Genomic DNA, 26313 nt, shown 5'->3' on the forward strand with positions numbered 1-26313 from the left:
ATGTTAAACGAACAAAACCGTAATGAATTTCTGCAAACTATTGCTGAAAAATTAGGGCGTCCTATCGCTCATAAACCACAGCCACAACCTACACCGGTAAACGATTTAGCGAAAACACGGTTAACTAATTTGACTCAAGATGAACTGTGCAAAGAGTTTACTGACTTTGCACAGACTCAAATGGTGAAATGTGTTGTTAGCAAACCTGATGAAGTTATTAATAGCCTAATTGAGCTCTGTGAAAGTTATGATTGTAAAGGCTCAGTGGTAATAAGTGGTGATGAGCGTTTAGATGCACTTGGTATCACAAAAGCGGTTAGCGAAAAATACGAAACTTATATTTGGGATCCTGCACTTGGACGTGAAAATATCGTTTATGCTGAACGCTCTCAAATCGGGATTGTTTTTGCTGAAGCGGGCTTAACTGAATCTGGTGGGATTGTTTTATTTTCGTCTCCAGAAAAAGGACGTGCCGTTAGCTTACTACCCGAAACCTCAATTGTTATCCTACGTAAAAGCGATATTTTGCCTCGTGTGGCTCAAATTGCTGAGCGTTTGCATAAAATGGCTCAAGAAGGTGTGAGAATGCCGTCTTGTATCAATTTAATTGGTGGTGCAAGTTCTACTGCTGATATTGAGTTGATTAAAGTGTGGGGGGTTCATGGCCCTGTTCATGCGGCTTATTTAATTATTGAAGATTGCTAATTCAAGATAAAATAACGTTAAAACGATAACAAAATAACTAACAGTCTGAGTCAATCATTGACTCCTAAATCAAACCCAAAAGATAAGTTAATGGCTTTTGGGTTTTCTCTATAATTTACCAATTAATTATTCAATAAAGTTTTTGCTCTCCATTGATTCAATTTTATTTCACATGCGAGTAAAACATCTCCTGCCCCCGTTCCCCCCATTAATAATGCGGATTGTCGTTGGCACTCAGCGCTTCTAAATTGAATAAAATGCTGTTGAGAACTCGCTAATGCATCGATAGCACTTTTCGCTGCAACAGAATCACTATCTTCAAGATCACTCTTACTTTTGTCATAAATGACATTCATTTGCTGTTCTGCCAGTTTTAACTCATCCAATAAACAAGCTTGCACTGCTGTTCTCGGCTCGTTCGCAGTCACTTCATAACATTTTGCTAAAGGATCGTATTTGTTTTGTGCCGAAGAAAAAAAACTAACTGTCAGTAAGCTACAAAAGATCATAAATAAACTTATCTTCACACGAACTCCTTATAGATATTTATAATAAAATTTATGCTCAACATAATGTATAAAATAGCCAGTATCACATCTATTCGTGCGAACAGCTTGATTTTAAGATATATCGCATATTACCCGATAACTTTAAACGCCAATCAAGTAATAATAAAAAAACATTATTAATGTCTTTTAAATTTAAACCTGTTTTTTATTCTTTATTAAATAAATATTATTTAACATACAATTGATAGATTAAAAACCAATCAATAATTTAAAAAATAGCCATTTACTGCTTTAACTTTGCTTTTCACTGAAAAAATAACAAATTTTCTTATACTGAAAAAATCTGCTATTTCAATTTTCACTATTTTTTTCTTAGTATAGCAATAGAAAATCCACTTTTTTTGCAGTAATCTCATACCACTCTTATTGGCAATTTTTACCTAAAAACGACCAGTGGTATCACCAATATGCTTTATAAATTCACCCCCATTATTCTTCTCATAATTTCCAACGTTTTTATGACATTTGCTTGGTATGGACACCTAAAATATGGCAATAAACCCCTTATTGTTGTCATTGTTTTAAGCTGGTTGATTGCCTTTGTTGAATACTGTTTTGCTGTACCTGCAAATCGCATTGGTCATAATTACTACAGTGCGGCAGAATTAAAAACCATACAAGAAGTGATTACTTTAACTATTTTCGCTATTTTTTCTGTCACTTATTTAGGAGAAAATTTTACATTAAATCACTTTATTGGTTTTCTTTTAATTGGTGCAGGCGCTTTATTTATCTTTAAAGGACCTTTTTAGAAAAACCGAGTAATAGATATTGTTAGCTCATTTTTTCAGCACATTTTCTACGCTTATTTTATTATCGCCTTATCAAAAACTGATAAGGCTTTTTTATTCGAAACTTAACTTTTTGATTACTTTTAATACTATTTATAGTGTGGCTTTTATGGAGGATAAAATAACACCATCACTTACCATTAAGTTATATAGTCTATTTAGATGGTTTTTCCAAAACAATAGTCTGTTTTGTAATAAATATCTTCTATATATAGAAACATTTCTCTTGAAAAATATTTTTCATTCAGCGCATAATGATTGCTCTAAGAGAAGCATCGTTTCTCTGTCTTTTTTTGCCTCTCTTAAACTACCGCACACTTAAAAGGTGCGTTTTGTCACTTTAACGTCAGATAAAATGGTATCTGGTATGAGCAAACATTCTAACGATTTTATTTATATGCAGGATAATCCCTGTATGCATTGTGGTGCTTGTTGCGCCTATTTTAGAGTTTCATTCTATTGGGCTGAAATGGTAAGTGGTGGAGGTGTGGTTCCTGATGAATTAACAGAGCCGTTAACACCTTTTCTCTCTTGCATGAAAGGAACAAACTCTAAAAAACCACGCTGTGACAAACTGATTGGTGAGGTGGGAGAGTGTGTCAGCTGTTCTATCTACGAACAACGCCCTTCTCCTTGCCGTGAGTTCCAACAATCTTGGGTAAATGGCATCCATAATGAAGCTTGCGATCGTGCGAGAGCTGCTTATGGTTTACCACCATTAACTCATATCACATTGCCTCACACCGCGTAAGACATCAGAGGGGTTAATCCCCTCCTGATCATTCAATACCATCCAATATGCATTTTTATAAAAAATAAAATAATAGAACAAAAAAGCATTATTAAATAACACGTTAGTTTGACTTTATTTTTAAATAACCTAGTATATAAGGTAATTAACTAATAACTCTTATTTAGTGAGGTTTTTTATTTAAAAAAAGTAACAAAATTGGGGGGTATTATGATCAGTAGCTCTTTTTTTATCCTTTTCCTTTCTTTTATCTGTTCTACTGCTGTCGTTAGTATGTTACTCGGTGGCTTAGAGGAATAATTATGAATATTTCTGATGAGAATATTCTTTCCCAGAAATAATGCCCATACTTTACATAAAATTAGTATGGGCATTATTTTTCTTATTGTTTAATTTTTATATTTGTTTTTACTGTTGTTATTTTTATTCTATTTTTTATAAAAAACTAAACATCTCAAATTTTCCTTGCTTACCTATTTAGTAGGTAAAGTGTCCGGTTATTCTCCATGAAAATAAGACATCCTCGGCAACTTGCCCAAATCCAATATTATGCATAACTAGATAGCGTTGGTTATCCCAGCTTTTCTTATTTACTACAATACCAATATGAGGCCGCACATTATCTAGGCGCCAACTAATAATATCGCCTGGTACATAATCTTCTGCATTTTTTGTAATCGGCTTTACTTTTCCTTTTCGTGTAAAAAAGACTTCTAAATTGGGAACTCTACGATGATCAATGTTCGTATCAGGCTTATTCAATCCCCACATTCGTTTACTTGGGTAAGCCGAAAAATGTGCTTTAATGTCTTCATGCAATAGTTTTTGTAAATCAATATCAATCCCACGATAACTACGAATGATCACATCACTACATACTCCTTTATAATCAGGTACGTCCCCCATTGGGTAATCTATTTTACGATAATCAGAATCATAAAATACGGCTCTTGGTAAGTTAGCTGCATACTCCACCAGCTTTTTATTTTGTTCTGAAGTTATCGCTTGTGCACTTGAAAGAGGAATAATGAGTAAGAGTAATACGCTAATTTTCACTGTATGTTCTCCATGAAAACATTAAATCCATTATTTAAGAAAGAAGTTGCGTTATCTGTTTATACTGATAAAGCACAACATAAAAACATAAGGGAAGTCTTAATTCGTTTTGATAATAGATATAAAAAGCCGAGCCACCTTTACGGTAAGCTCGGCTGATAAATAAGAGAAAAAATAAGAAAGAGAACAAGTAAAAGAAAGTAGTTTAGTTCAGCACAATATGACTTTTACGGCGTAAACTTGCAAAAAGCATATAAATTGCCGTCACTAATAACACCACAAAGAAAAAATTCATAATGCCATTATTGGCTTGAGCCATAAACATCCCCGCCCCTAAAGGCCCAATAGCAGAGCCAATGCTATAACTTAATAGCATCACTTGTGTGATAGCGACAATGTAATTCGCATTCACATGATCACACGCCAATGTAATAGCGATAGGATAAAGTGCAAAAGAAGACATTCCCAATAGCGCTAGTGCAATAATAAGCACCATATAATCGCTAGAAAGATAAGTCAGCCCCATGGCAAAAACGCCCACTAAACACATCATCGCTAATAACAGTGTTTTGCTTATCATCACAGACAATTTGCTAATAATAGGCTGAACCACCATTCCACCTAAAATAATTGCTGCCATCAACACACCTATTTGGTCTGTTGTAAATTGCCCTTGATTTAAAGCTAATGGCATCATGCCATAAATACTGCCCATGACAACACCAGACACCATACAGCCCACTAAAGCAGCTTTATTTAATCGACTCATCTGCTTGAGTGACAAACTTTTATGATCATGTCCTTGTGGTTGCCCTTGTTTAAAAAGCAGAGGCGGTAACACGGCGATTAATAACAAAACTAATATCGCCATAAACGGGATAGCGCCTTGTGTACCAATTGCACCAATTGCCAATTGTCCTAATGTCGTGCCACCATAAAGCGAGGTCATATAAAAACCTAAGCGTTTAGCTCGCTCTTTAGGATTATCACCAATTAATAGCCATGACTCGACAACAACAAATATACCTGCGACCGCCATACCACCAATAAAACGGAAAACTATCCATGCTGATAAATAAGGCATGAAAGGCAACACACCGACAGTCACTGCCAGTAATAATAAAAATACAACGAAAGAAAGACGATGCCCTATTCTTGCAATAATAGGTTCTATCATGACGGAACCTATTAACAATCCAATAAAATAAATACTTGCTAACCAACTGGCATAGAGTGTATCCATTCCAAAACTGCTCATAGACAGCGGAATTAAACTCATTAAATAGCCCGATGCAATAGCAAATACCGTTAACCCAGCCACAGGTACTAATGTACTGTCGCCTTTGCGTACCAAAGTAGTGTGCTGTTTCACTACCCTCGTCTCCACAATCAAAACGGTTGATGATGCGCTGTTTTCTCGATGCCAGATAGAGGCGGTTCTTTTATCTAGGAAAGATAAAAGAAACAAAGGTGAAAACAGTGGATGGCGTCCCTAAAATTAGGAGACGCGAATATAACGTTTAAATGATGATAAATAAAATTATAAAATCTAATGTCAGAAGACAATTTTATTTATATCAATCGTAATTATCGCCTTTTCTAGCCAAAATAAATAGCGCTAATCTGATCTTTATTTTTATTAAAAGATAAGTATTTTTACATACATGGTGGCAAGTAAATACGTACCCAATTAAATAGAAATAATAAGAAGATACTGTTGTTTATTCAACACTCTTTTCTAAAGCAATATTAATCGCATCAGGAATTGAACCACCATGACCTTTGCCTTCAAACAGATAAAATTCACACTTTTTTCCTGCTTCTGACAAATATTCACATAACTGACGTTGCGTTAACCAACTACTACGCTCTTGATAATTTTTCTGTTGCTCTTCACTTAATCGGCTTAAGTCTGGTTTTTCTTCTTTTTCACCTAAGGTTATTGTAATAGAAATATCATTAGGAATAGCTTGCCATTGCTCTTTTGTTACCCATTCACCTTTCCCCCACCATAATGATGGACTTGCTGCAATATAATGTTGAAATGTTTCTGGATGATTGAATAAAACATAGAGAGTAAATACACCACCAAAAGAGTGACCAAACAGAGATTGCTGAGTAATCGATATTTTTTCTTCAGCAAGTTGCTCTAACACATAAGGTCTTACTTGCGTTAAAAAGAATTGATAAAAATTCTCTGCATTTCCGCCTCGACTAAATGCATCGCCTTTTACACTCGGCGTATAGTCATGCGTTCTCTCTGTAATAAAATAAGCTTTATCCCCCACATAGCCTACACTGATAATTGCGGGTAACGGTTTATTTTTCTGCTTTATAGCTTCGTTTATCATCAACGGGAACTGAGCATTTCCATCAACACTATAAATTAATGCTGTCTTTGTGGTGTTTTTAGGGATCGCCAGAAAAAGGCGATATTGTTTTCCTTCATATGCCACTTCTTTATCTGTAATTTGATAAAAAGAGTGAGCCTGAGACTCAATATCAGGAACCTCTTGGTTAGGTCTAGCTTGAGCAATCGCAGATAACATAATCATTCCACATAACATTAGTATTCGCATAAATCAGATACTCTGTCGGTAATTTAAAAATGAAACCTTAAAATAATAAAGGGACATAAAAAATAAACCCCATATTTAATACGGGGTTTATTCTAATTTAGGCTAGATTAGAAGCTATATTTAATATTCGCCCAATAACGACGACCTTCATCGACAACCCAGTTACCGCCTTTATCATTTACAGCGGGGCCTGTTTCATCTGTAATATTTAATACCGCAAAATTAAACATTGTGTTTTTATTAAAGTTATAGGTCATCCCTAAATCAAAAGTTGTATACCCACTACGATAACGTGCACCAGTGTAACCATTCCGTTGTGCAGCCCAGATTTGTTTCCCTGTATAGGCGGTATTGGCATAAAAACTGGTTGCTTCATCAAACTGCCAATCAACTCGTGCATTAGCGCTATGCTTTGGTGTCATATCAAGTGGATAGCCTTTTAAAGATTCACCAGATGCTAATTTCTCATCATCACTTCTACGTTCTGAATCAATATAGGTGTAGTTTGCATTCACGTGCCAACTTTCAGCAATAGGGAATCCCACTGCTGTTTCGATCCCTTTAATATTTGCTTTACCCACATTATCGAATTGATACAGTTTTAAACCTGTAATGGGATCTTTTTCACCCGTATCATAGTTTGTTAGCTTATCTTTAAAATCAGTATTAAAGAAAGTCACACTTGCGGTAATACCATCCCCATTATCATAGCCAATACCAATTTCTTGGCTAACTGATGTTTCAGGTTTTAAATCACGATTACCGTACATAATCGCACGGCCTTTTTCAGTTGAAGTACCGTATTGAGGACTGATTTCACGTAAACTTGGCGCTTTAAAGGCTTTCGCTACACCACCTTTTAAAGTCAATTCATCAGTTAAATGATAAACGGCATACGCTCTTGGGCTCCAGTGATTACCGTAATATTCGTGATCATCAAGGCGCACACCACCCGTTAACGCCAAGTTGTCTGTTACACTATATTCATCTTCAAGGAATAACGCTTTTTGATCAGCGGTAATCGTGGATTGCTGAATACCAGAACCCGTGGATGATTCATCTTTTAAACGCGAATATTGATATTGACCACCAAAAGTCATCACGTTATCCGGTAAGAATGCGGTAAATTTCGCATCAAAAACAGTATTGGTAATTTCAGGGCGACGATCTTCGTAATACTCTTCACGCTCCTTCGTCGTTTTATCAATCATTTCTGTTTTGGTAATACGCTTAGTTTGTTCTTGATACACACTTAATTCTGAATGCAGAATATCAAACTGATTTTTATAGGTTAATGCCCAGTGGTTACGGTCATTATTGGTTTCTAACATTTTATTTTCATCAAGACGCCCACCTCGATTGGTAAACTGACTCATGGATTTACCTGGTGTCGTTGTACGCTGTAACGTATTGCGACCCGCTTCTAATAAAATAGTTTGGTTATCAGTTGGTGTGAATGCCAATTTTGCCGTAATATTTTTGTTGTCATTACGACCTTGACCATAAGTAATTTTATCTTCAGCACGTAAATAGGTATTGCCGTAAAGTTGTAAGCCTAATTTATCTTCAATTAGAGGTCCTGAAAGATAAAAATCACCATTAATGGAATCACCAGCATCACGGTTATGTTGCAATGTACCACCAAGTGCAACAGAGCCATGCCACTCTTTTGTTACTGGTTTAGTGATGATATTGATAACCCCCCCCATCGCATCAGAGCCATACAGAGATGACATTGGTCCACGGATCACTTCTATTCGTTCAATCGCATCTGCTGGTGGAATAAAACCACCTTCATACCCCCCACTTCCATTAGGACGTGACTCACGGCTATTTTGGCGGCGACCATCAACAAGAATAAGAGTGTATTCGCCCGGTAAACCACGCATCGTAATTTCTTGTTTATTAGCATTTCCATTAATGCTAACGCCTTCAACGCCTTTTACAGCGTCAGCTAAATCATGAACGGGTTTCTTGGCGAGTTGTTCTTTGCTGATGACAGTAATACTTGCTGGTGCATTTGTAATTTGTTGAGCAAATCCAGATGCTGATACAACAAGTTTTTCTTCTTTATTTTCTTGTGCATACAGCGGGTAAGAGGCAGATAGAATACAGGCTGTTAAAACGCCCATTTTAAAGTTCATTAGAGATCCCCTGAATATATAACAATTATAATAATGAGAATGATTGATATTATCTTAACCAAATGGTTATGAGAATGATTTTCTTTTCGTATTTATTATTTTTTTTTAATCTATATCAAAGAAAATTAGTGCCTTTCCTATTAGGTACAAAAAGAACGGATTTTTGAACACAACAAAAAAAAGCAGATGGCATAACCATCTGCTTTGTATCGTTTTGTAGAATATTTTTAGATTTAGAGAATTAGCAAATTACAATCTTGTTATTACCAGAATACGGCATAAAGCACACATAAGATGATCATAATGGTATAAGAAGCAATATTGAATCCACTTTGTGTTTTAAAGGTTTTATCTGTTAATGCTATCGCCCCTATGCTGTCATCAGTTTTAGTCGAACTTAAACTAACTAAAGCAATCACAACAGTAGTAAATATAAAGGTGTACATCATTTGATCAAGGAATGGCATACCTAATGGCATTAATTTTAGGAACAACGCAAACGGTATAGATAAAACCACACCAATGATTGCACCTTTTGCATTCGTTTTTTTCCAGAATAAACCTAATAGGAATACTGCTAAAATTCCTGGGCTCACTAAGCCTGTATATTCCTGAATATATTGGAATGCCTGATCGATACCACCTAATAATGGCGCAATAAAGCAAGCAATAATTAAAGCAACAACGGCACTAATACGCCCTACATTCACTAAACGTGTTTCAGAAGCTTTTGGTCCAATATATTCTTTATAAATATCCATCGTGAAAATAGTCGCGATAGAGTTAAGCATAGAGGCCAAGGATGAAACTATTGCAGCGGCAAGTGCAGCAAAAACAACGCCTTTTGCACCTACTGGTAAGAACTGAGTTAACCAAGGATAAGCTTTATCTGCTTGTGACAACGTTGGAATATGCGCTTGTGCCATTGTCCCTAACCCCGCCATTAATTCAGGGTTAGTTGTAATAACAAATGCAGCAATACCAGGCACAACAACAAGGACAGGCACGATAAGTTTCAAGAATGCAGCAAACACTAGCCCTTTTTGTGCTTCGTTAATAGATTTAGCGGCTAAAGCGCGCTGAATAATATATTGGTTAAAGCCCCAATAATAGAGATTAGCAACCCATAAACCACCAATCAGTACCGCTATACCAGGTAAATTCATAAATTGCGGATTATCTTTCTCTAAGATCATTTTAAAGTGATCAGGTGCAGCTTGTGTCATTTTGCTCAAACCTTCCATGATCCCACCATCTCCACCGATATAGCTGACTGCTAATACAGTGGTAAATAAGCCACCAAGGATAAGGAAGAACACTTGTACTACGTCTGTCCATGCAACAGCAGAAAGTCCACCATAAAGTGAATAGATAACAGCAAATAATGCTAAACCAATGATGGCATACATCATCGGTACACCTAGTATGGTTTCTAGTGCCAATGAACCTAAATAAAGAACCGAGGTTAAGTTAACAAAGATAAATAATGCCAACCAGAATACGGCAAGAATGGTTTTTAAATTACGGCTTTTAAAACGATTCTCAACAAATTCTGGAATGGTATAAATACCTTTTTCGATAAAGACAGGTAAAAAGTATTTAGCAACAATAATTAATGTCAGTGCGGCCATCCATTCATAAGAGGCGATAGCAAGACCAATGGAGAAACCAGATCCTGACATACCAATAAATTGTTCTGCTGAAATATTAGCAGCAATAAGCGAAGAACCAATTGCCCACCAAGGAAGGGTTTTACCTGCTAAAAAATAGTCCTTTGTTCCTTTTTTCTCACCATCCTTTGAACGAGAAACCCATAATCCTAGACTAATAATGATAACAACATAGAGGGCAAAAATTGCATAGTCTATTGTGCTTAACCCAACACCTTCTGTATGCATAATATTTTCCTTTCAGACCCATAGAGAGAATAGGGTTTCAATGTAAACGTTTTCACAATCTTTTTCCGTTACTCTGTTCACAAATTTATCGCTCATGTTACGTAAATGGATCATAAAATAGGAAAACAAACGATTAGCATGATGAGTAAAGTAAGATCTAAGCTTAAAATACGATAATAATTTTATTTAAAAAATCTCAGATAGTTAAATAACCGTTGAAAAAAGATCTAAAAATGATAACGATTACACTAACTGATTAAATATGACCTCTTAATGTTGAAAACCATTAAGAGGATCAGCTAAATAAAAAGTAAATAAGGTAATTAAGCGAGGTGGCTAAGATTAAAAACGGAATTACGTTGAACTAATGTTGGCGAGAAAATACGTTGTTTCTGTTCAAGTATTTCACCTTTAGAAAGCTTGATAGCAAGTGTTGCAGCTTGCTCTGCCATCATTTGTACAGGATAACGTACCGTAGTTAAACGAGGGTGAATATAACGTGCAATTAAGACATCATCAAAACCAATAACTGAGATTTTTTCAGGTACAGGGATTTCATTTTCATCAAGAACAGATAAAGCCCCTGCGGCCATAAAGTCGTTGTAAGTCACTACGGCTGTAAAATCAATTGATTTTGTTAGCAAATGCATCATGGCTTTTTCCCCGCCTTCACCTTCCGGCTCACCATATTCAATATAGCTTTCGGACAATGAGATATTATTAGCTTCTAATGCAGCTTTATAACCAGCAAGGCGCTGAGTTGTATCTTCAATATGATGAGTTGATGAAATATACGCAATTTTAGTATGGCCTTGGCGGATAAGATGCTCTGTTGCCATCCATGCCCCTTTATAATTATCTAAAGCAACACAACGTTCAGCAATTTCAGGAATAAAACGGTTAATCAATACCATGCTTTTAACTTCATGCGCATAAGCCAGCAACTCTTCATCAGAAAGTGCTTTTGAATGGATCACAAGGCCATCACAGCGGCTATTAATCAATAACTCAATAGATTGTCGCTCATCTTGAGCATCATGATAACCATTACAGACCAAGATGTGTTTCCCTGATTGTCTTGCAACGTTATCAACCGCTTTAACGAGTGTGCCAAAAAAGGGATCAGAAACATCATGCACTAAAACCCCCAAAGTTTGCGTACTTTGACTAACCAAAGCCCTTGCTGCCGCATTAGGTCGATAGCCCAGCTTTTGCATCGCTGCATTAACGGTTTCGATAGATGTTTGACTTGCTTTCGGCGAGTTATTTATGACTCTAGATACAGTCGCGACAGAAACACCCGCTTCTTTCGCTACATCTTTGATAGTCGCCATATCCACTCCTTATGGATCACCTTTATTCATGGTTAAGAAATAACGAACCGTTAATCTACAAACAAAGAAAAAAGAGAGTAATAGAATTTAAGTGGCTTGATTATCAGCGAAGAAGTGAAATTTAAAAAGTAAAAAGATCAAATAAATAGTGAAAAGGAAAGCGTTTACACTTTCCTTTTATTATTACGAGTAAAACTTATAGATTGTTTGGCTATTCCACGCTGTATTTGCAGGTAAAATACCTTGATTTTCATGCCATTCAGGATGATTAGGGCCATCTGGAAAATATTGTGTTTCTAATGCCAATCCTGAGTAATTGCCGTAATGACGGCTCTTTCCTTTTGTTCCTGCCAGAAAGTTACCTGTATAGAACTGGACAGAAGGCATGGTTGTAAAAACATCCATTTTAAGTTCACCTTCGGGGGCAACAACAGTCGCAACGGGCGTTTTATCCTCGTTTGCTTTCTTATCTAAAATAAACGCATGATCATAACCATTCGCGGCTTTTTGGCATTCATCTACCATAAAATCGAGACCAACACGTTTTAATTTACGAAAATCAAACCCCGTTCCTATTACACTTACAAATTCACCCGTAGGAATATTACCTTGACCATTTTTTAAATAATGAGACGCACAAATTTTTAAATCATGCTCAAGTGCAGTACGCTCAGTATGTTCACCTGCAAGATTGAAATAAGCATGATTAGTTAAACTTAGTGGTGTGGCTTTATCACTTATCGCCTGATAATCAATACATACTTCATTATTATCTGTCAGAGTATAGGTCACATTAACTTTCACAGTACCAGGAAAACCTTGATCACCATCTTTTGATATCAGTGAAAAAGTAACAGATTGAGAAGATTGTGCGGTGATCTCCCAGCGAAGATGACTGAAGTTTTGCTTACCACCATGTAAGGTATTTTTACCTTCATTCGCACTAATTTTATATTCTTGCCCGGCTAATACAAACTTAGCCCCAGCAATACGATTAGCAAAACGACCAACCGTTGCACCTAAATACGCTGTTTGTTGTTTATGGGCATTCATATCCGCAGAGCCTAATAACACATCTCGACGATATCCATTAACGGGTACAATACAGGTTAACCAAGTTGCACCAATATCCATTAAAGAAATGGACATACCAAAACGATTTTTAAGCACCACTATTTGCGCAGGTTTTCCATCTGATGCAGGTTGTGCTGTCATTTGTTCAGGTTCAAGAAAGCGAAGCTCATTAGTCGCCATTATTTTGCCTCCGAATAGCCCGCTCCTTGGCTTGCAGAGCAGACATAGATAGTTTCTTTTAATCCCGTTTTAGCTTCGTATTGCGCCTTAACAGAGTCAACGACTTTATCAACTAAATCTGGTGTCACTAATGCTACGACACAACCGCCAAATCCACCACCAGTCATTCTTACACCACCACGATCACCAATCACCGATTTCACGATTTCAACCAATGAATCAACCTCTTTGACTGTGATTTCAAAATCATCGCGCATTGAGTGATGTGATTGCATCATTAACTGGCTCAATGTGGTTAAATCACCATGGCGTAAAGCTTCTGCTGCATCTAATGTACGACCATTTTCAGTGATAACATGACGTGCCCGACGATAAACCACTTCGCTCATTAATGCTTTTTTTGCCACTAAATCCTCTAATGTGGCATCTCTTAATGCAGTCACATTTAGAATACGAGCAGCTTCTTCACACTGTTGACGACGGGTATTGTACTCACTATCCACTAAACCACGCTTTTTATTGGTATTGATAATCATCACGATCATATTTTCGGGCATGGTTACCGCCGACGTTTCTAATGAACGACAATCGATTAATAGTGCATGATTTTCTTCACCACAAGCCGAAATAAGTTGATCCATAATGCCACAATTACAACCGACAAATTGGTTTTCTGCTTTTTGGCCATTTAATGCAATCTCTTTTTGGCTAATAGGTAATTGATAAAGTGTTTTAAGCGTTTGACCAATGGCAACTTCTAACGCAGCAGAAGAACTTAACCCTGCACCTTGAGGAACATTTCCGGATATCGCAATATCCATACCATGAAAAGAGTAGTTATCTTTTTGTAGAAAATGAATAACACCACGAACGTAATTAGCCCACATTTTATTAGGTAAAAATTCAATGGTATTATCGAGGCTAAATTCATCAACATCATTTTGGTAATCAACCGCAATGACACGAATAGTATTATCATCTCGTTTTGCTGCTGCAACGACCATTTGATAATTAATTGCACAAGGTAAAACAAAACCATCATTATAATCAGTATGTTCACCAATAAGGTTTACCCTACCTGGCGCTTGAATAAAATGTGTAGGTGCGTAACCAAATATAGTTGAAAATGAACGAGTCACATTATTAATAAGTGCCTGCATAATAAATCCTTAGCTTAAAATTAAGTAACAGAAACCCCATCACATCATTATGTAAATAATGAGATGTTTGATTTAATTTATTTCGTGCTCAATAAAAAGCAGATTAATTAAAATACCTAGCCATATCGCAGGTCGTTAACGTTGCTCTTTATAATGAATATCACTTACTTGACGTAAATTATTCGCGGCTTGTTCTGGCGTTAGATCTCTTTGCGATTCTGCCAACATTTCATATCCCACCATAAATTTACGCACAGTGGCTGAACGTAATAATGGCGGATAGTAAAGTGCATGTAATTGCCAGTGATCGATATTTCTCTCATCTTTAAAAGAAGGTGCAAAATGCCATCCCATTGAATAAGGGAAAGAACAATGGAATAAATTATCATAACGGCTTGTTAATTTTTTCATTGCAATAGCGAGATCATCTCGCTGAGCACTATTTAATTCACTCATTCTTCGAATATGCACTTTAGGTAACAACATCGTTTCATAAGGCCAAGAAGCCCAATAAGGAACTACTGCCAGCCAATGTTCTGTTTCAACTACAGTACGAGTTGCATCTTTACATTCAGCATCAACATAATCGATTAATAGATTGCGCCCGTATTTTTCAAAGTAAGCTTTTAATTGCGTATCTTTTCGCGCTAATTCATTAGGCAAGAAATCACTTGCCCAAATTTGCCCATGAGGATGAGGTTGAGAGCATCCCATCGTTTCGCCTTTATTCTCGAAGACTTGAACCCAAAGATATTCTTTGCTGAGTGATTCTATTTGGTTATCCCAAGTATCAACAATTTTACGTAAGCTACTGACGGGCAATTCTGGGATCGTTTTTCCATGATCAGGCGAGAAACAGACAACTCGACTAATTCCTCTTACTGTTTGAGTCTGAAATAACGGGTTTGATGAAGGCTCAACATGATATTCATCTTGCAACAATGCAGAATGATCATTATTAAAGACATACGTTCCTGTGTAATCGGGGTTTTTATCGCCGGAAACACGGGTATTATTGGGACACAAATAGCAGTGGGGATCATAAGAGGGAAGTGTCGCAATCTGAGGCTTTTCATCTTTGCCATTCCAAGGTCGTTTCGCTCTATGTGGTGAAACTAAAATCCACTGACCAGTTAACGGATTGTAACGACGATGAGGATGTTCAACAGGATCAAAAATCAGTTTCGACATAACCTTCTCTCTTATTTATTTAAGATTATCTAAAAACTTTAAATCTTATTTCAGATAACCATTTGGGTTTTGTAACTGCCAACGCCAAGCATCCGCAGCCATATCATCAATTGAACGAATGGCTTTCCAGTGTAAATCTTTCTCTGCTTTTGCAGGGCTTGACCAACATTCTGCAATATCACCAGGTCGGCGAGCTTGTAATTGATAAGGAATAGGCTTACCGCTAGCTTTACGAAATGCTTCAATCATTTCAATCACGCTAGTACCATTACCTGTTCCCAAATTATAAATATGTAAGCCCGCTTTTTTACCTAGTACATTTAATGCTGCGATATGACCATCAGCCAGATCCATAACGTGAATATAATCACGAACACCTGTACCGTCTTTTGTTGGATAATCATTACCAAAAACAGCTACTTGTTCACGACGACCAATTGCCACTTGAGAAATATAAGGAGTTAAGTTATTTGGAATACCTTTAGGATCTTCGCCCATCGTACCTGATGGATGCGCCCCTACTGGATTAAAATAACGTAACAAACTAATAGACCAACTTTCATCAGCAATAAATAAGTCAGATAAAATACGCTCAACCATATATTTACTGGTGCCATAAGGGTTAGTTGTCCCCCCTACTGGCGAATCTTCAGTAATAGGAACCGTTTGAGGATCACCATAAACAGTTGCAGATGAGCTAAAAATAATGCTTTTTACACCCGCATCACGCATACAACGCACTAGCACCAATGTGCCATTAACATTGTTATCGTAATACTCAATTGGCTTCTGAACAGATTCACCGACCGCTTTCAATCCTGCGAAATGAATAACAGACTGAATAGAATGCTTAGCAAAAATTGATGCTAATAGCTGGTCATCACGAATATCACCGTTATAAAACAGAGGGCGTTTACCTGTTAAAGCTTCAACACGATTAAGTACTTCTTCATTCGCATTGCTAAGGTTATCTAAAATAATCGGTGTCATTCCCGCTTCGATCATTTGTACGCAAGTATGACTACCGATATATCCCATACCACCTGTTACTAATATTTCCACATTCACCTCTTTTGATTCAATTCAAAGGAAAAGCGCAAGACGGTTTCTGTTCACTGACACAGAGTTTAACAAGATCAACAAAATCATTTCGTGATCAAACCGACATTTAGTGTAAACGTTTACACACTTTTCGCACATATAACATTTAATAAAAGTATGAGTTTAAAATTGTATTACAGTAAGTTAATGCAATACGTAACACATCCACCTCTTTATCTATAAAAAATGACACCCATTTAAAGTAAACGGTTACATCTGAATTAATCCGTTAATTACATGATAAAACTGACATTCAATACGTTTTATCATACCTTATTAACTTCCCCGCTAATATGTTTAAGCGGAGTAAGAACACTCCCCTCTAAATAATTCGAGGAAAAAACAATCAACAACTATATACAATAAGCACCACCAATAAGTACCCAATAAGCACGTTGAATATATAAGGAAAATGTAATGAAACCGATTGTCGTGCTATATCAAGATCTTCCCGAAAAACTGTACAACAAACTATCTGACTTTGCTGATATCAAACAATTTAAAACACTCTCTTTAGACTCTAATGACTTCCGTTTAGCGCTTGCTAATGCCTCTGGATTACTAGGTGCTGGTGGCAATATCGATGAAAACTTTATTAACCAAGCACCTCATTTAAAAGCCGTTTCAACGGTATCTGTAGGCTATGACAATATTGACGTTAATGCACTCACCAAACGTAATATTAAACTAATGCATACTCCAACGGTATTAACAGATACTGTCGCCGATACCATGATGGGATTAGTCCTTGCCGTAGCAAGACGTATCCCTGAACTTGCTGATAATGTTAAACAAGGTTTATGGGTTAAAGGTATCACAGCTGATTGGTACGGTACTGATGTTCATCATAAAACCATGGGTATTATTGGCATGGGGAGAATAGGTAAAGCCTTAGCACAGCGCGCACACTTTGGTTTTAATATGAATATTCTTTATCACTCACGAACAGAATATACAGAAGTAAACAATAAATTTGCAGCAAAGCATTGCTCTTTAGATACCTTATTACAGCAATCTGATTTCGTCTGTATCACGTTGCCATTAACACCAGAAACATATCATTTAATGGGGAAAAAACAATTTTTAATGATGAAACCTGATGCTTATTTAATTAATGCAGGACGCGGAGCTGTAGTGGACGAATTAGCATTAATCAGAGCATTAGAACAAAAAGAGATCGCGGGCGCTGGACTGGATGTTTTTGAAAAAGAACCTCTATCTTCATCTTCACCTTTATTAACGATGAAGAATGTCGTTGCTGTTCCACATATCGGCTCTGCAACAAAAGAGACTCGCTATGCAATGGCGGAATGTGCTGTAGATAATCTGATTGCGGCGCTAAGTAATCACGTAAAAGAAAACTGCGTCAATTTCTAAAGCCCTAATTTAAAATATAAAAAAGGTAATGAAAATCTATCATTACCTTTTTTATTAGCTGTTCAATTAAATTTAAGCAGGATCAACGTGAGCCATGACACTCAAGATCTGTTTATTTTGCAAAACATTATTACGTGCATTAACAACAATCTCGTGACTTTCATTGACGGTGAGATCACCTTTGATTTCAAGATGTACATCTACAAGTAAATAATCACCAGAACGACGCGTCTTTAAATCATGAACACCTTGTACACCCGGTGTTGAAACCAGTACCTGTTTGATCTCTTCCAGCGTTTCTTCATCAGCACCTCTGTCCATTAAATCTTGTAGAGCTTGATAAGTAAAACGCCATCCCATTCGCCCAACAAATAATCCGACAATTAATGCGGCTAATGGGTCAAAAAATTTAAATCCAGCCAAACTTCCGATAATACCAATTGCAACAACTAATGAAGAAGCGGCATCAGAGCGTGCATGCCAAGCATTTGCGACTAACATATTTGAGTCGACTTTTTTTGCGACAGCAAGCATATAGCGGAATAAACCTTCTTTAGCCGCTAATGCTAGTAAAGCCACATATAAAGCAACACTATGAACTTCAGGAATAGTAGATGGATCTAAAATTTTATGAATGGCTGAAAACACCATCCCTAAACCCACAACTAATAAAATAACCCCAAGAATAAGTGACGCCACATTTTCATAACGAAAATGCCCATAAGGGTGGTCTGCATCAGGTTTTTTCTGACTCCCTTTATTGGCAATTAAAACAACAAAGTCAGCAATAAGATCAGAAAGTGAGTGAATACCATCAGCAATTAAACCTTGAGAATGTGAGAAAAAGCCCACTGTAATTTGCCAAATGGATAAAATGATATTGACAAAAACACTCACTAAGGTGCTTTTTTTAGCTGCCTTAAATTTTTCAGACTGCTTATTATCAGCCCGATCCAACTCAATATCATCAATGTGATTATGTGTCATAATAATAATCTTATTTGGTTTTAAATAGCCTACTCTATTGCCATAGATAAATAGAGTTCCACAGGTTATTTCAGGTTCCATAACTCATTGGTGAGAATAAAGGACGACTCTGAATAACAATCCAGTTTAGGGACTAAGATTGCTGTCCAGACATCATATTGAGATGTCATTACCTATTAATATGCCATATTTAAATCTTTCTGTCTCTTATTTTTATCAATAAAATCTTATAGATACAAAACAATAATATAATTGATAATCATTCTTTTATGCATTTTCTATTTTTAATGAAAAAAAGAAAATTTAGTTTTTAATACAACATTATTTATTGCTTCCCTGTCAACAAGTTAAGGTGTATAACTTATTTCCATTATATTTCTAATATTATTTTAGACTGTTTTTAATTTTTTAATGCTTAATAATATAAAGTAGTAAATAATCATTCTCACTCTTATTTAAAACACAGATCACAGCTATTTTTTACTATTAGGAGATAATAGTAATTATTTTAAACTAACGCTAAGTGAGGTTTGTAATGTATAAGAAAATCCTAGTTCCCATTGATATTTTAGAAGATGAACTTTCTCAGGAACTAATCACTCACATTGAACAAATAGCAAAGGTGGGTAAACCTGAGATCCACTTCCTCACCGTTATACCTAATGCTGAACTTTTCTTTGGTATCGAATTTGCCGCTATTCCTGAAAAATTCAAAGATTCGTCAGAACGTACTCGTCTTGCTTTTGTTGCACTACAAGAAATGATCAAAGATGCAAAAATCCCTGATGAGCAGATTATATGTAATGTTGGTGTTGGTAATGCAAAAGATGAAATTTTAGAATATGCTCGCCACATTGATGCTGATTTAATTGCGATTGCCTCACATAGACCTAATGTTTCCTCTTATCTATTAGGCTCAACAGCATCATCAATTGTACGCCATGCCAAAATGTCAGTTTTAGTTATACGTTAATATTTCGCGTTTAAATCGTAACAAAGCCCTTTGTCTCACCAACAAAGGGCTTTTTAGTAAACTATCATCTATCCTAAATAGGGTTGACTGTTATTTTTTAACTGAATCTTGAGTAGTCTCAGCTGCTGACCAAATACGATATTTTACATCAACATCTTTTGGCGCATAAACAACAATAGGTAATTTGCTGTTATAACGGATGAAAGCATCTGATCCTATATTTGCCTGTACAAAGGCATCTTTTTTCGTATTGTCAGCGCATCCCATCATTGTAGACATTGGGCCATTTAAATCACCAACAACATAATAGCTATAACCCCAACCTTCTAAATTCTTTTCATCTAAATCCGCACCAAACCACTGATGATTGCAATCTACTTTAAGTTCTTTACCGATAATTAATTCAACCTGATAATTGCTTTCATTATCTTTTTTCTCTAACTCAATGACATGACGAACTTGATTTTCTTGAGCCTTAGGATAAGGCGCAACTTTATCTAAACTGTCAGTAGCTTGTGCACACGCAGATAAAGACATTGCTGCTACTAAAGATAATATTACTTTGTTCATCACTCTCTCCATTTTTACAGCGAACTCTTCGCCGTTAATAAAATTAGTCAGATGTTTTTATTGCTCGTTATCTGAATACTAATATTTTTAGTGCTTGAATGCTAACATCTTAGTAAATAGTACTATGAGCGGATAATTCTGAATGTTTTAAAAAGAAAAATCACGTTTTTTCATGAAATGTAAATTTGTGATACATCGCCGTGCAGATAAGCTATCTATGATTATACTGAAATAGAGACCCAATTTCTTTTCATAGGAGGTTATATGTTCTCAGATCAGCAATCCCTTGTTTCTCAATTAAGAAATAGTGATCCCCGCTTTGAAGCTCTCTACGATAAACATCATCGACTCGACCAAGAAATTGCTAAATTAGAAGGCCCTAACGGAGCTGGCTATAATGATGAAGTTGCCAAACTAAAAAAAGAAAAGCTTCATCTCAAAGATGAAATGCAAAAAATACTTCAACGAAGTGAAAAATAAGGCTCTTTTTAAGCGATGATTTATTATCATCGCTTTTTATGATTAAAAACAAAGATACCACACCATAAAGATGCATAATTAATATATCTTTTGTTTTTTTAAAGGGCTTAATATGTCATCAATACATGGTCATAAAGTTTTGCAAATGATCCTTTCATCAGAAAATGCATTTACTAAAACAACACTCATTGATGCTATCCATAAACAATTCGGTAATGACTCACGTTTTCATACTTGTTCAGCTGAAAATATGACAGCAGCTGAATTAGTTGATTTCTTAGAAAGGAAAGGTAAATTTATTCCAGCTGAGGGTGGATTTACAACAAGTGAAAATAAGATTTGTCATCATTAATGGATATATCGTGTTAAAGCTCGATTGCCAGTGATTTCCTTTTCTATATCATTGGCTTTTTATATAAACAAATAAAAAGCCAACTCGTTCTGACAATCGTAATTGTTTTACTGCTTTACTTCATTTATTCATCGTCTGTTTGTAACCAACTATCATCTTCCCAAACGCTTTGAATAAGTTCCATTATGTGTTTATGCTTAGTTTCATCTTTTATGCCCGTAACTTGAATCGAGTTCATGCTACTAAAGGCAATACGAAACTGCATATCTGGATATTCTGGAATGATCTTTTTTCTCAGTTCGTGTTCTAAGAGCGGAAATAATGAGTCAGTTACCTTAGATTGTTTATTAAATAAAATTTCCACACGCATTGGTTTCACCATTTAAAGGCAAATAAACTGTATATAAACACAGTAGTATATTCTAAGAAAAAAGAAAAGTCTTTTTGATAAAATTTTTTATCATTATGCATTACATAATATTTTAGCGTCTCTATCGGCTTAATTATAAGATGCATAATAAATACAATATATTACCAAGAGAGAAAGGCATGTCAGGAAAAAGAATAAATCGTGAGAAAAAAACCATTCAAAAAATGATTCACCTCTATGCTCATTCCCATCCTGAAGCTAACGCAGATTATTATCAACAATTAATCAATTATTCCTATAACCGATTAGATAAATGTCGTTATGGTGAAGATAAACCGGCCTGTAAACAATGCCCTATTCATTGCTATCAACCCGCTAAGCGAGAAACAATGAAACAAATCATGCGCTGGGCTGGTCCACGAATGTTAATTTATCATCCAATTTTAGCAATACGTCACCTTATTGACGATAAAAAACCAGTACCTCCACTTCCTGAAAAAAAGCGTACTATTCGTTCAACTGAAAAATAAAATCAGATTTCTTCAAACGGTATAAAACATGCTCAGCTAGAGGATGTGTTTTATCTAATGATGGATGAAAGAAATTATCAGATTGATGCATACTGAGTTTCTTCATTACACCTTGAGATGGAAGGTTTGAAACTGCAGTAAAAGCAACAACCTCTTCTAATCCTAACGTCTCAAAAGCAAATTTAAATACAGCTAAAGCCGCTTCATAGGTATAACCTTTTCGCCAAAACTTTTTTGCTATCCGCCAACCAATTTCTACACAGGGATAAAATGGTAAAGATGCTGATGGTATATTTAACCCAACAAAACCAATAAACTCTTGAGTCTCTTTTAACTCAACCGCCCACATTCCCCATCCATTTTGTTGAATAAATTTTTCACGAATAGTCTCAACCATATTATCACTTTCTAATTGAGATAAAGTGCAAGGGAAATAGCGCATCACTTCAGATGAAGAGTTGATTTCAGAAAAAAATGGCGCTTTATCGCTTTCACGCCATTCTCTTAGATGTAGTCTGGGAGTCTCTAAATTCATCGTTATTCTCTGTTTATATAAAATTAAGACAATAGCGATAAAATAGGATAAGCAACGAACAATGGAAAGAAAAATGGTACTTTATTTTTTGTTTTCTTTTAGTTGATTTTCTACTGAAGCAACAACTTTATCTTTATTTGCATTAGAGCTTTCTTTTATTGAAACAACCCGTTGTTGAGCAACTGATTTTGCTTGATGTTCAACTTGCTCTGATTGCCCAGTAAAAATACCACCACGTTTAATGGACATACTGCCACAACGGCTAGTACCTCGTAATTCACCATGCTCTAAAATATCTAAATTATTTGCAGCGCAGATACCTTTTACAAAACCATCGATAATAATATCAGGTGCTGTTAATTCACCTTCAACTTGTCCCGCATGCATAACACGAATAACGCCATCTTTAACATTAATATTACCGGTTACTTTACCCCAAATTTGGATATCGCCTTCAACATTAATATCACCTTGGAATACCGTTCCTTTTGCAATAATTGTGTATAATTTTTGCTCTGGCATCGGTTTTTTCTCTTCTGTTATTACTGGTGCAACAGGCTCTGCTGCTTTTGGTGTTTCTGTTTTACGACTAAACATAGTGGCTTTTTTTAACCTCAACGTCATAGAATAAATAATAATGCTAAAAATTAGGATTAGAATAATCAAAAATTCGCCAGCTACCTCATAACGCCAAAAAGCAATTAAGGCAAGAGTCCAAATTATCCATATCCCGCTCAATATAATATTTCGCAGTGTTCGCTTATTATCCATAATTAGCTATATCCTTACCTCCCATCCCTGACAATAAATATACTTACACATTCACCATTCTAATAAACAAACGGTAAGCATAATGCCAGCAATAAGCCTATTATTACCTTTTAGTTTTTTGCATTGTTCTTTGATCAAAATAAAATTTAATTTAATTTGATTAAAGAAAAAACTCATTATTTAAATAATCTGCATTTAATGTGAATAAATCGTGATAATTATCAGTTTATTTAGATAAATATTTTTCATTAAAAATTAACATTTTTTTGCTTATCTCAATATACTTACAAAAACTTACTCAAAAAAATTCAGCATATAGAATTGAATTCATCTAAATTTTAGCAAAAAGAAATATGAGAACATTGTCACAATAACAATGAAAATTAAAGGCAAAAACGAGATAAATAGGTAAGTAATAAATTTTTCATGCACTATTTTATGATTTAAAACTTATATCATGTCATATATAAATGGTATATAGTAACAATGGTTAATATAATTAATGGCAACTAAATTTTCTTTTTCAATTTTAATCTTCTTTATATTTATATATAACACTTAATTTCTTTAAATTATCCATAACATCTTATTATCAAGTTTATTACAAAATGGCATTTATAATAAAATTTGTATTTTAAATGCATTTATTGTTTTTTTACACTGTAAAGAAAAAAATAAAATCAACTGATTGTTATATATGAGTTTTATCCTCCCCAACATAAAACGTAAATTATTAATTACATTAACACTCATATTATTACTGAACACCTTACAGAAAAAATTTATCCATATTTAATTTCTTTTTGCAATTTATAAAGAATGTCATTAAATTAACAAAATTACTTATCTTAAATTATCAAAACAAAGAACAATGCCTAATATCTAAAAAAAAACCGCATCAAATTAAAGAAAATAGTCTCTTTTTTATTTTTAATAACACTCAATAATAAAGAAGTGTTTTTATAAATATTCAGATATTTACCTTTATAAAAATACAGTGATACTTATATAGTAATTTTGGGCGAAAAATGAATACAATACAGTGTGACAAAACCGATCTATATGATTGTAATATTCAAAAAAGATCTTATTTTTATCCGCAATACCAAATACTCGAAAATGAACAAAAAGCGCTCTTTCTTATCCAAAAGAATGCACTTACATTGCAAAACTGTACTGACACAGTGACAATTAACGAAAACCAAGTTCTTTTTCTACAGCAAGGTAGCTATACAATAAAAACACAAGGTGCAGAACCTACCGATATTATTTATATCCCTCTTTCTGATGACTTCTTAAGAGACTTCATGTCTAAGCACAACGATATCTTGTGCCAAATAGAAAGAGATGACGAATTTTCTAGTGCTTTTATTTGCTTTCAAAACTCCCCTCTTATTCAGTTTTGTAGTAATGGCTTTGAATACCTGACTGCTCAATCTTGCCCTAAAGCTTTCACTCAATTACGTATTGAAGAACTTTTAATTCTATTGCTTTCAACTGAAAATGGCTCTGACTTAATGGCATTATTGCGTCAACTTAGCCATCGTCAAGTCGACCGCTTAAAGATTTTTATGGAAAAAAATCATTTAAAAAATTGGAAGCTCAAACAATTTGCCCGAGAGTTTGGGATGGGATTAACAACGTTCAAAGAACTTTTTAATCATGTTTATGGTACTTCACCAAGAACATGGATCTGTGAAAGACGAATTATTTACGCACATCAACTGCTACTGACCACTGAAATGAGCATTGTCGATATCTCAATGGAATCAGGCTTTTCAAGCCAATCATACTTTACACAAAGTTATCACCGTCGTTTTAATATGACGCCAAGTAAAGCGAGAAATATCAGATCAAAATTATAAAAAATCCAACCGAATATCACAATATAAAAGCCCAATTCACATATAGAATACTCGAAATGTATTTTTAAGAGTGAGTTGTATATCGTGATAATTGAAAATAACTTTAATCCTCAAATCCATTACTACGATTATTTGGATTTATTAAGAAAGATGTTAGCTACTCAAGATAAAGAAACTGTAGATAACTTATTCAATTTACAGTTTTCTTTATTTTTTAATAAAGATATTGTTAGTAAGTATCAAGAAACTAACAATCATCAAATAAAAATTCTTTCACGCTTTATCTATCGTGAGAGCTTAGATAATTTATTACGCTCGACTTGGTTTTTACGTAAAAAGCATTGTTTTGTCCCTATCAGCAAAGAAGATATACGTCATATTATTACGTTAAAGCATATTTCTAATTTAGAAACACCAAATGCTATTTTTAGCGTAAACGACTGGGATGAAAAATTAAAGGCAAAGGTAATACTTTCCTTACATTTTCGCCTAATTCAGGTTGTCATAAAACCATTATTTATTTGGTGGGTTAAACAGGTGACACCTCAGATATTTCCTCTTTATGAAACAAAAAGGATCTTAGAATTACAAATTAAACAATTTAATAATATTAAGTTATTTGAGAAAAAACAACCATCATATAGTGATGATTCTTTTTTATCTTTAGAACAAATAGACGCAAAGTTAGAATCTGACAAATCTAAACTCTTAGCTATCAATGAGTTATTACAAAAAGAAGGTCAGCTATTGATCGAACACTGGAAAAATGAACCTATCTTTAACGTTGAAATCAATAATACTTTAGACTACATCAGAAAAACGACACCAAATTCTGAATTAATAAAACCGCTATGGAATATTTTAAATAGTATTCCGGAACATCCTGAAAACTGCAAAAAATTAAAGGATTGGCTACTAGAAAGAGAACTTTGCTTAAAGAACGATGAATATTTATGGCAATAATAAAAAC

Annotated in this window: 26 protein-coding genes; 10 read left to right on the top strand and 16 right to left on the bottom strand. The window is 35.0% G+C overall.

What is annotated here, in order from left to right:
- Positions 1-705, top strand: coding sequence for a LutC/YkgG family protein (locus DK858_RS07315; protein WP_109396837.1), 705 nt, complete (start codon positions 1-3; stop codon positions 703-705).
- Between the two features lie 122 nt (positions 706-827).
- Here the strand turns inward: DK858_RS07315 and umoC are convergent, their stop codons facing one another.
- Positions 828-1232 (bottom strand): lysozyme inhibitor LprI family protein, encoded by a 405-nt coding sequence (gene umoC / locus DK858_RS07320; protein ID WP_109396838.1) that lies wholly within the window; start codon positions 1230-1232, stop codon positions 828-830.
- Between the two features lie 449 nt (positions 1233-1681).
- Here umoC and DK858_RS07325 point away from each other — a divergent pair, with 449 nt between their 5' ends.
- Entirely contained in the window at positions 1682-2026 is a 345-nt protein-coding gene (locus DK858_RS07325; RefSeq protein ID WP_109396839.1) for a DMT family protein, read from the top strand.
- A 406-nt stretch (positions 2027-2432) separates the two neighbouring features.
- Positions 2433-2816: a YkgJ family cysteine cluster protein gene (locus tag DK858_RS07330; RefSeq protein WP_109396980.1), complete on the top strand. Its 384-nt coding sequence runs from the start codon at positions 2433-2435 to the stop codon at positions 2814-2816.
- A gap of 477 nt (positions 2817-3293) precedes the next feature.
- On the opposite strand, the gene DK858_RS07340 is transcribed toward DK858_RS07330, so the two are convergent.
- The 10 genes from DK858_RS07340 to galE form a co-directional block, all read right to left on the bottom strand.
- Complete coding sequence (locus DK858_RS07340; protein ID WP_109396841.1) at positions 3294-3872, bottom strand: DUF1287 domain-containing protein; 579 nt, start codon at positions 3870-3872, stop codon at positions 3294-3296.
- Positions 3873-4077: 205 nt separating this feature from the next.
- Positions 4078-5244, bottom strand: a complete 1167-nt coding sequence (locus tag DK858_RS07345) for an MFS transporter (RefSeq protein WP_109396842.1) — start codon at positions 5242-5244, stop codon at positions 4078-4080.
- A 349-nt stretch (positions 5245-5593) separates the two neighbouring features.
- Complete coding sequence (locus DK858_RS07350) at positions 5594-6451, bottom strand: alpha/beta hydrolase (protein WP_228407226.1); 858 nt, start codon at positions 6449-6451, stop codon at positions 5594-5596.
- 107 nt (positions 6452-6558) lie between these two features.
- Positions 6559-8595 carry an IreA family TonB-dependent siderophore receptor gene (locus DK858_RS07355; RefSeq protein WP_109396844.1) on the bottom strand — a complete coding sequence of 679 codons (2037 nt, stop codon included), beginning with the start codon at positions 8593-8595 and terminating at the stop codon, positions 6559-6561.
- Positions 8596-8858: 263 nt separating this feature from the next.
- Positions 8859-10493 (bottom strand): sodium/sugar symporter, encoded by a 1635-nt coding sequence (locus DK858_RS07360; protein ID WP_109396845.1) that lies wholly within the window; start codon positions 10491-10493, stop codon positions 8859-8861.
- A gap of 323 nt (positions 10494-10816) precedes the next feature.
- Positions 10817-11827: a substrate-binding domain-containing protein gene (locus DK858_RS07365; RefSeq protein ID WP_109396846.1), complete on the bottom strand. Its 1011-nt coding sequence runs from the start codon at positions 11825-11827 to the stop codon at positions 10817-10819.
- Positions 11828-12010: 183 nt separating this feature from the next.
- Entirely contained in the window at positions 12011-13081 is a 1071-nt protein-coding gene (gene galM / locus DK858_RS07370; RefSeq protein WP_109396847.1) for a galactose-1-epimerase, read from the bottom strand.
- The gene (gene galK / locus DK858_RS07375) at positions 13081-14241 is read right to left on the bottom strand and encodes a galactokinase (RefSeq protein WP_109396848.1); all 1161 of its coding nucleotides are present in this window, start codon (positions 14239-14241) and stop codon (positions 13081-13083) included. The genes galM and galK overlap by 1 nt, the downstream gene beginning before the upstream one ends.
- A 135-nt stretch (positions 14242-14376) precedes the next feature.
- On the bottom strand, positions 14377-15432 hold the full coding sequence (locus DK858_RS07380) for a UDP-glucose--hexose-1-phosphate uridylyltransferase (RefSeq protein WP_109396849.1): 1056 nt from the start codon (positions 15430-15432) through the stop codon (positions 14377-14379).
- 45 nt (positions 15433-15477) lie between these two features.
- Positions 15478-16494 carry a UDP-glucose 4-epimerase GalE gene (gene galE / locus DK858_RS07385; RefSeq protein WP_109396850.1) on the bottom strand — a complete coding sequence of 339 codons (1017 nt, stop codon included), beginning with the start codon at positions 16492-16494 and terminating at the stop codon, positions 15478-15480.
- A gap of 456 nt (positions 16495-16950) precedes the next feature.
- Here galE and ghrB point away from each other — a divergent pair, with 456 nt between their 5' ends.
- Complete coding sequence (ghrB, locus tag DK858_RS07390) at positions 16951-17910, top strand: glyoxylate/hydroxypyruvate reductase GhrB (RefSeq protein WP_109396851.1); 960 nt, start codon at positions 16951-16953, stop codon at positions 17908-17910.
- 72 nt (positions 17911-17982) lie between these two features.
- On the opposite strand, the gene DK858_RS07395 is transcribed toward ghrB, so the two are convergent.
- Positions 17983-18897 carry a cation diffusion facilitator family transporter gene (locus DK858_RS07395; protein WP_109396981.1) on the bottom strand — a complete coding sequence of 305 codons (915 nt, stop codon included), beginning with the start codon at positions 18895-18897 and terminating at the stop codon, positions 17983-17985.
- A 535-nt stretch (positions 18898-19432) separates the two neighbouring features.
- On the opposite strand from DK858_RS07395, the gene DK858_RS07400 reads away from it, so the two are divergent.
- The gene (locus DK858_RS07400; RefSeq protein WP_006533647.1) at positions 19433-19870 is read left to right on the top strand and encodes a universal stress protein; all 438 of its coding nucleotides are present in this window, start codon (positions 19433-19435) and stop codon (positions 19868-19870) included.
- A gap of 90 nt (positions 19871-19960) precedes the next feature.
- On the opposite strand, the gene eco is transcribed toward DK858_RS07400, so the two are convergent.
- Positions 19961-20452 (bottom strand): serine protease inhibitor ecotin, encoded by a 492-nt coding sequence (gene eco / locus DK858_RS07405; protein ID WP_255311068.1) that lies wholly within the window; start codon positions 20450-20452, stop codon positions 19961-19963.
- A 252-nt stretch (positions 20453-20704) separates the two neighbouring features.
- Between eco and DK858_RS07410 the strand changes: the two genes are divergently transcribed.
- On the top strand, positions 20705-20920 hold the full coding sequence (locus DK858_RS07410) for a DUF465 domain-containing protein (RefSeq protein ID WP_006533649.1): 216 nt from the start codon (positions 20705-20707) through the stop codon (positions 20918-20920).
- Positions 20921-21032: 112 nt separating this feature from the next.
- Positions 21033-21272, top strand: a complete 240-nt coding sequence (locus tag DK858_RS07415; protein WP_109396852.1) for a YecH family metal-binding protein — start codon at positions 21033-21035, stop codon at positions 21270-21272.
- Between the two features lie 124 nt (positions 21273-21396).
- On the opposite strand, the gene DK858_RS07420 is transcribed toward DK858_RS07415, so the two are convergent.
- Positions 21397-21642 (bottom strand): DinI-like family protein, encoded by a 246-nt coding sequence (locus tag DK858_RS07420; protein ID WP_162556664.1) that lies wholly within the window; start codon positions 21640-21642, stop codon positions 21397-21399.
- A gap of 179 nt (positions 21643-21821) precedes the next feature.
- Here DK858_RS07420 and DK858_RS07425 point away from each other — a divergent pair, with 179 nt between their 5' ends.
- Positions 21822-22172: a nitrous oxide-stimulated promoter family protein gene (locus tag DK858_RS07425; RefSeq protein WP_109396854.1), complete on the top strand. Its 351-nt coding sequence runs from the start codon at positions 21822-21824 to the stop codon at positions 22170-22172.
- Here the strand turns inward: DK858_RS07425 and DK858_RS07430 are convergent.
- A complete protein-coding gene (locus tag DK858_RS07430; RefSeq protein WP_109396855.1) occupies positions 22150-22707 on the bottom strand; it encodes a GNAT family N-acetyltransferase in 558 nt (185 codons plus the stop codon). The two genes, DK858_RS07425 and DK858_RS07430, sit on opposite strands and share 23 nt — an antisense overlap.
- An 81-nt stretch (positions 22708-22788) precedes the next feature.
- Positions 22789-23304: a bactofilin family protein gene (locus tag DK858_RS07435; protein ID WP_228407228.1), complete on the bottom strand. Its 516-nt coding sequence runs from the start codon at positions 23302-23304 to the stop codon at positions 22789-22791.
- Positions 23305-24506: 1202 nt separating this feature from the next.
- Here DK858_RS07435 and DK858_RS07440 point away from each other — a divergent pair.
- Together DK858_RS07440 and DK858_RS07445 are read left to right on the top strand one after the other, a co-directional pair.
- Positions 24507-25343, top strand: a complete 837-nt coding sequence (locus DK858_RS07440) for a helix-turn-helix transcriptional regulator (protein ID WP_109396857.1) — start codon at positions 24507-24509, stop codon at positions 25341-25343.
- 84 nt (positions 25344-25427) lie between these two features.
- Positions 25428-26306 (top strand): T3SS regulon anti-activator ExsD domain-containing protein, encoded by an 879-nt coding sequence (locus DK858_RS07445; RefSeq protein ID WP_228407230.1) that lies wholly within the window; start codon positions 25428-25430, stop codon positions 26304-26306.
- Positions 26307-26313 lie beyond the last annotated feature (7 nt).

This window comes from Proteus faecis (assembly GCF_003144395.1).
Lineage (GTDB): Bacteria > Pseudomonadota > Gammaproteobacteria > Enterobacterales > Enterobacteriaceae > Proteus > Proteus faecis.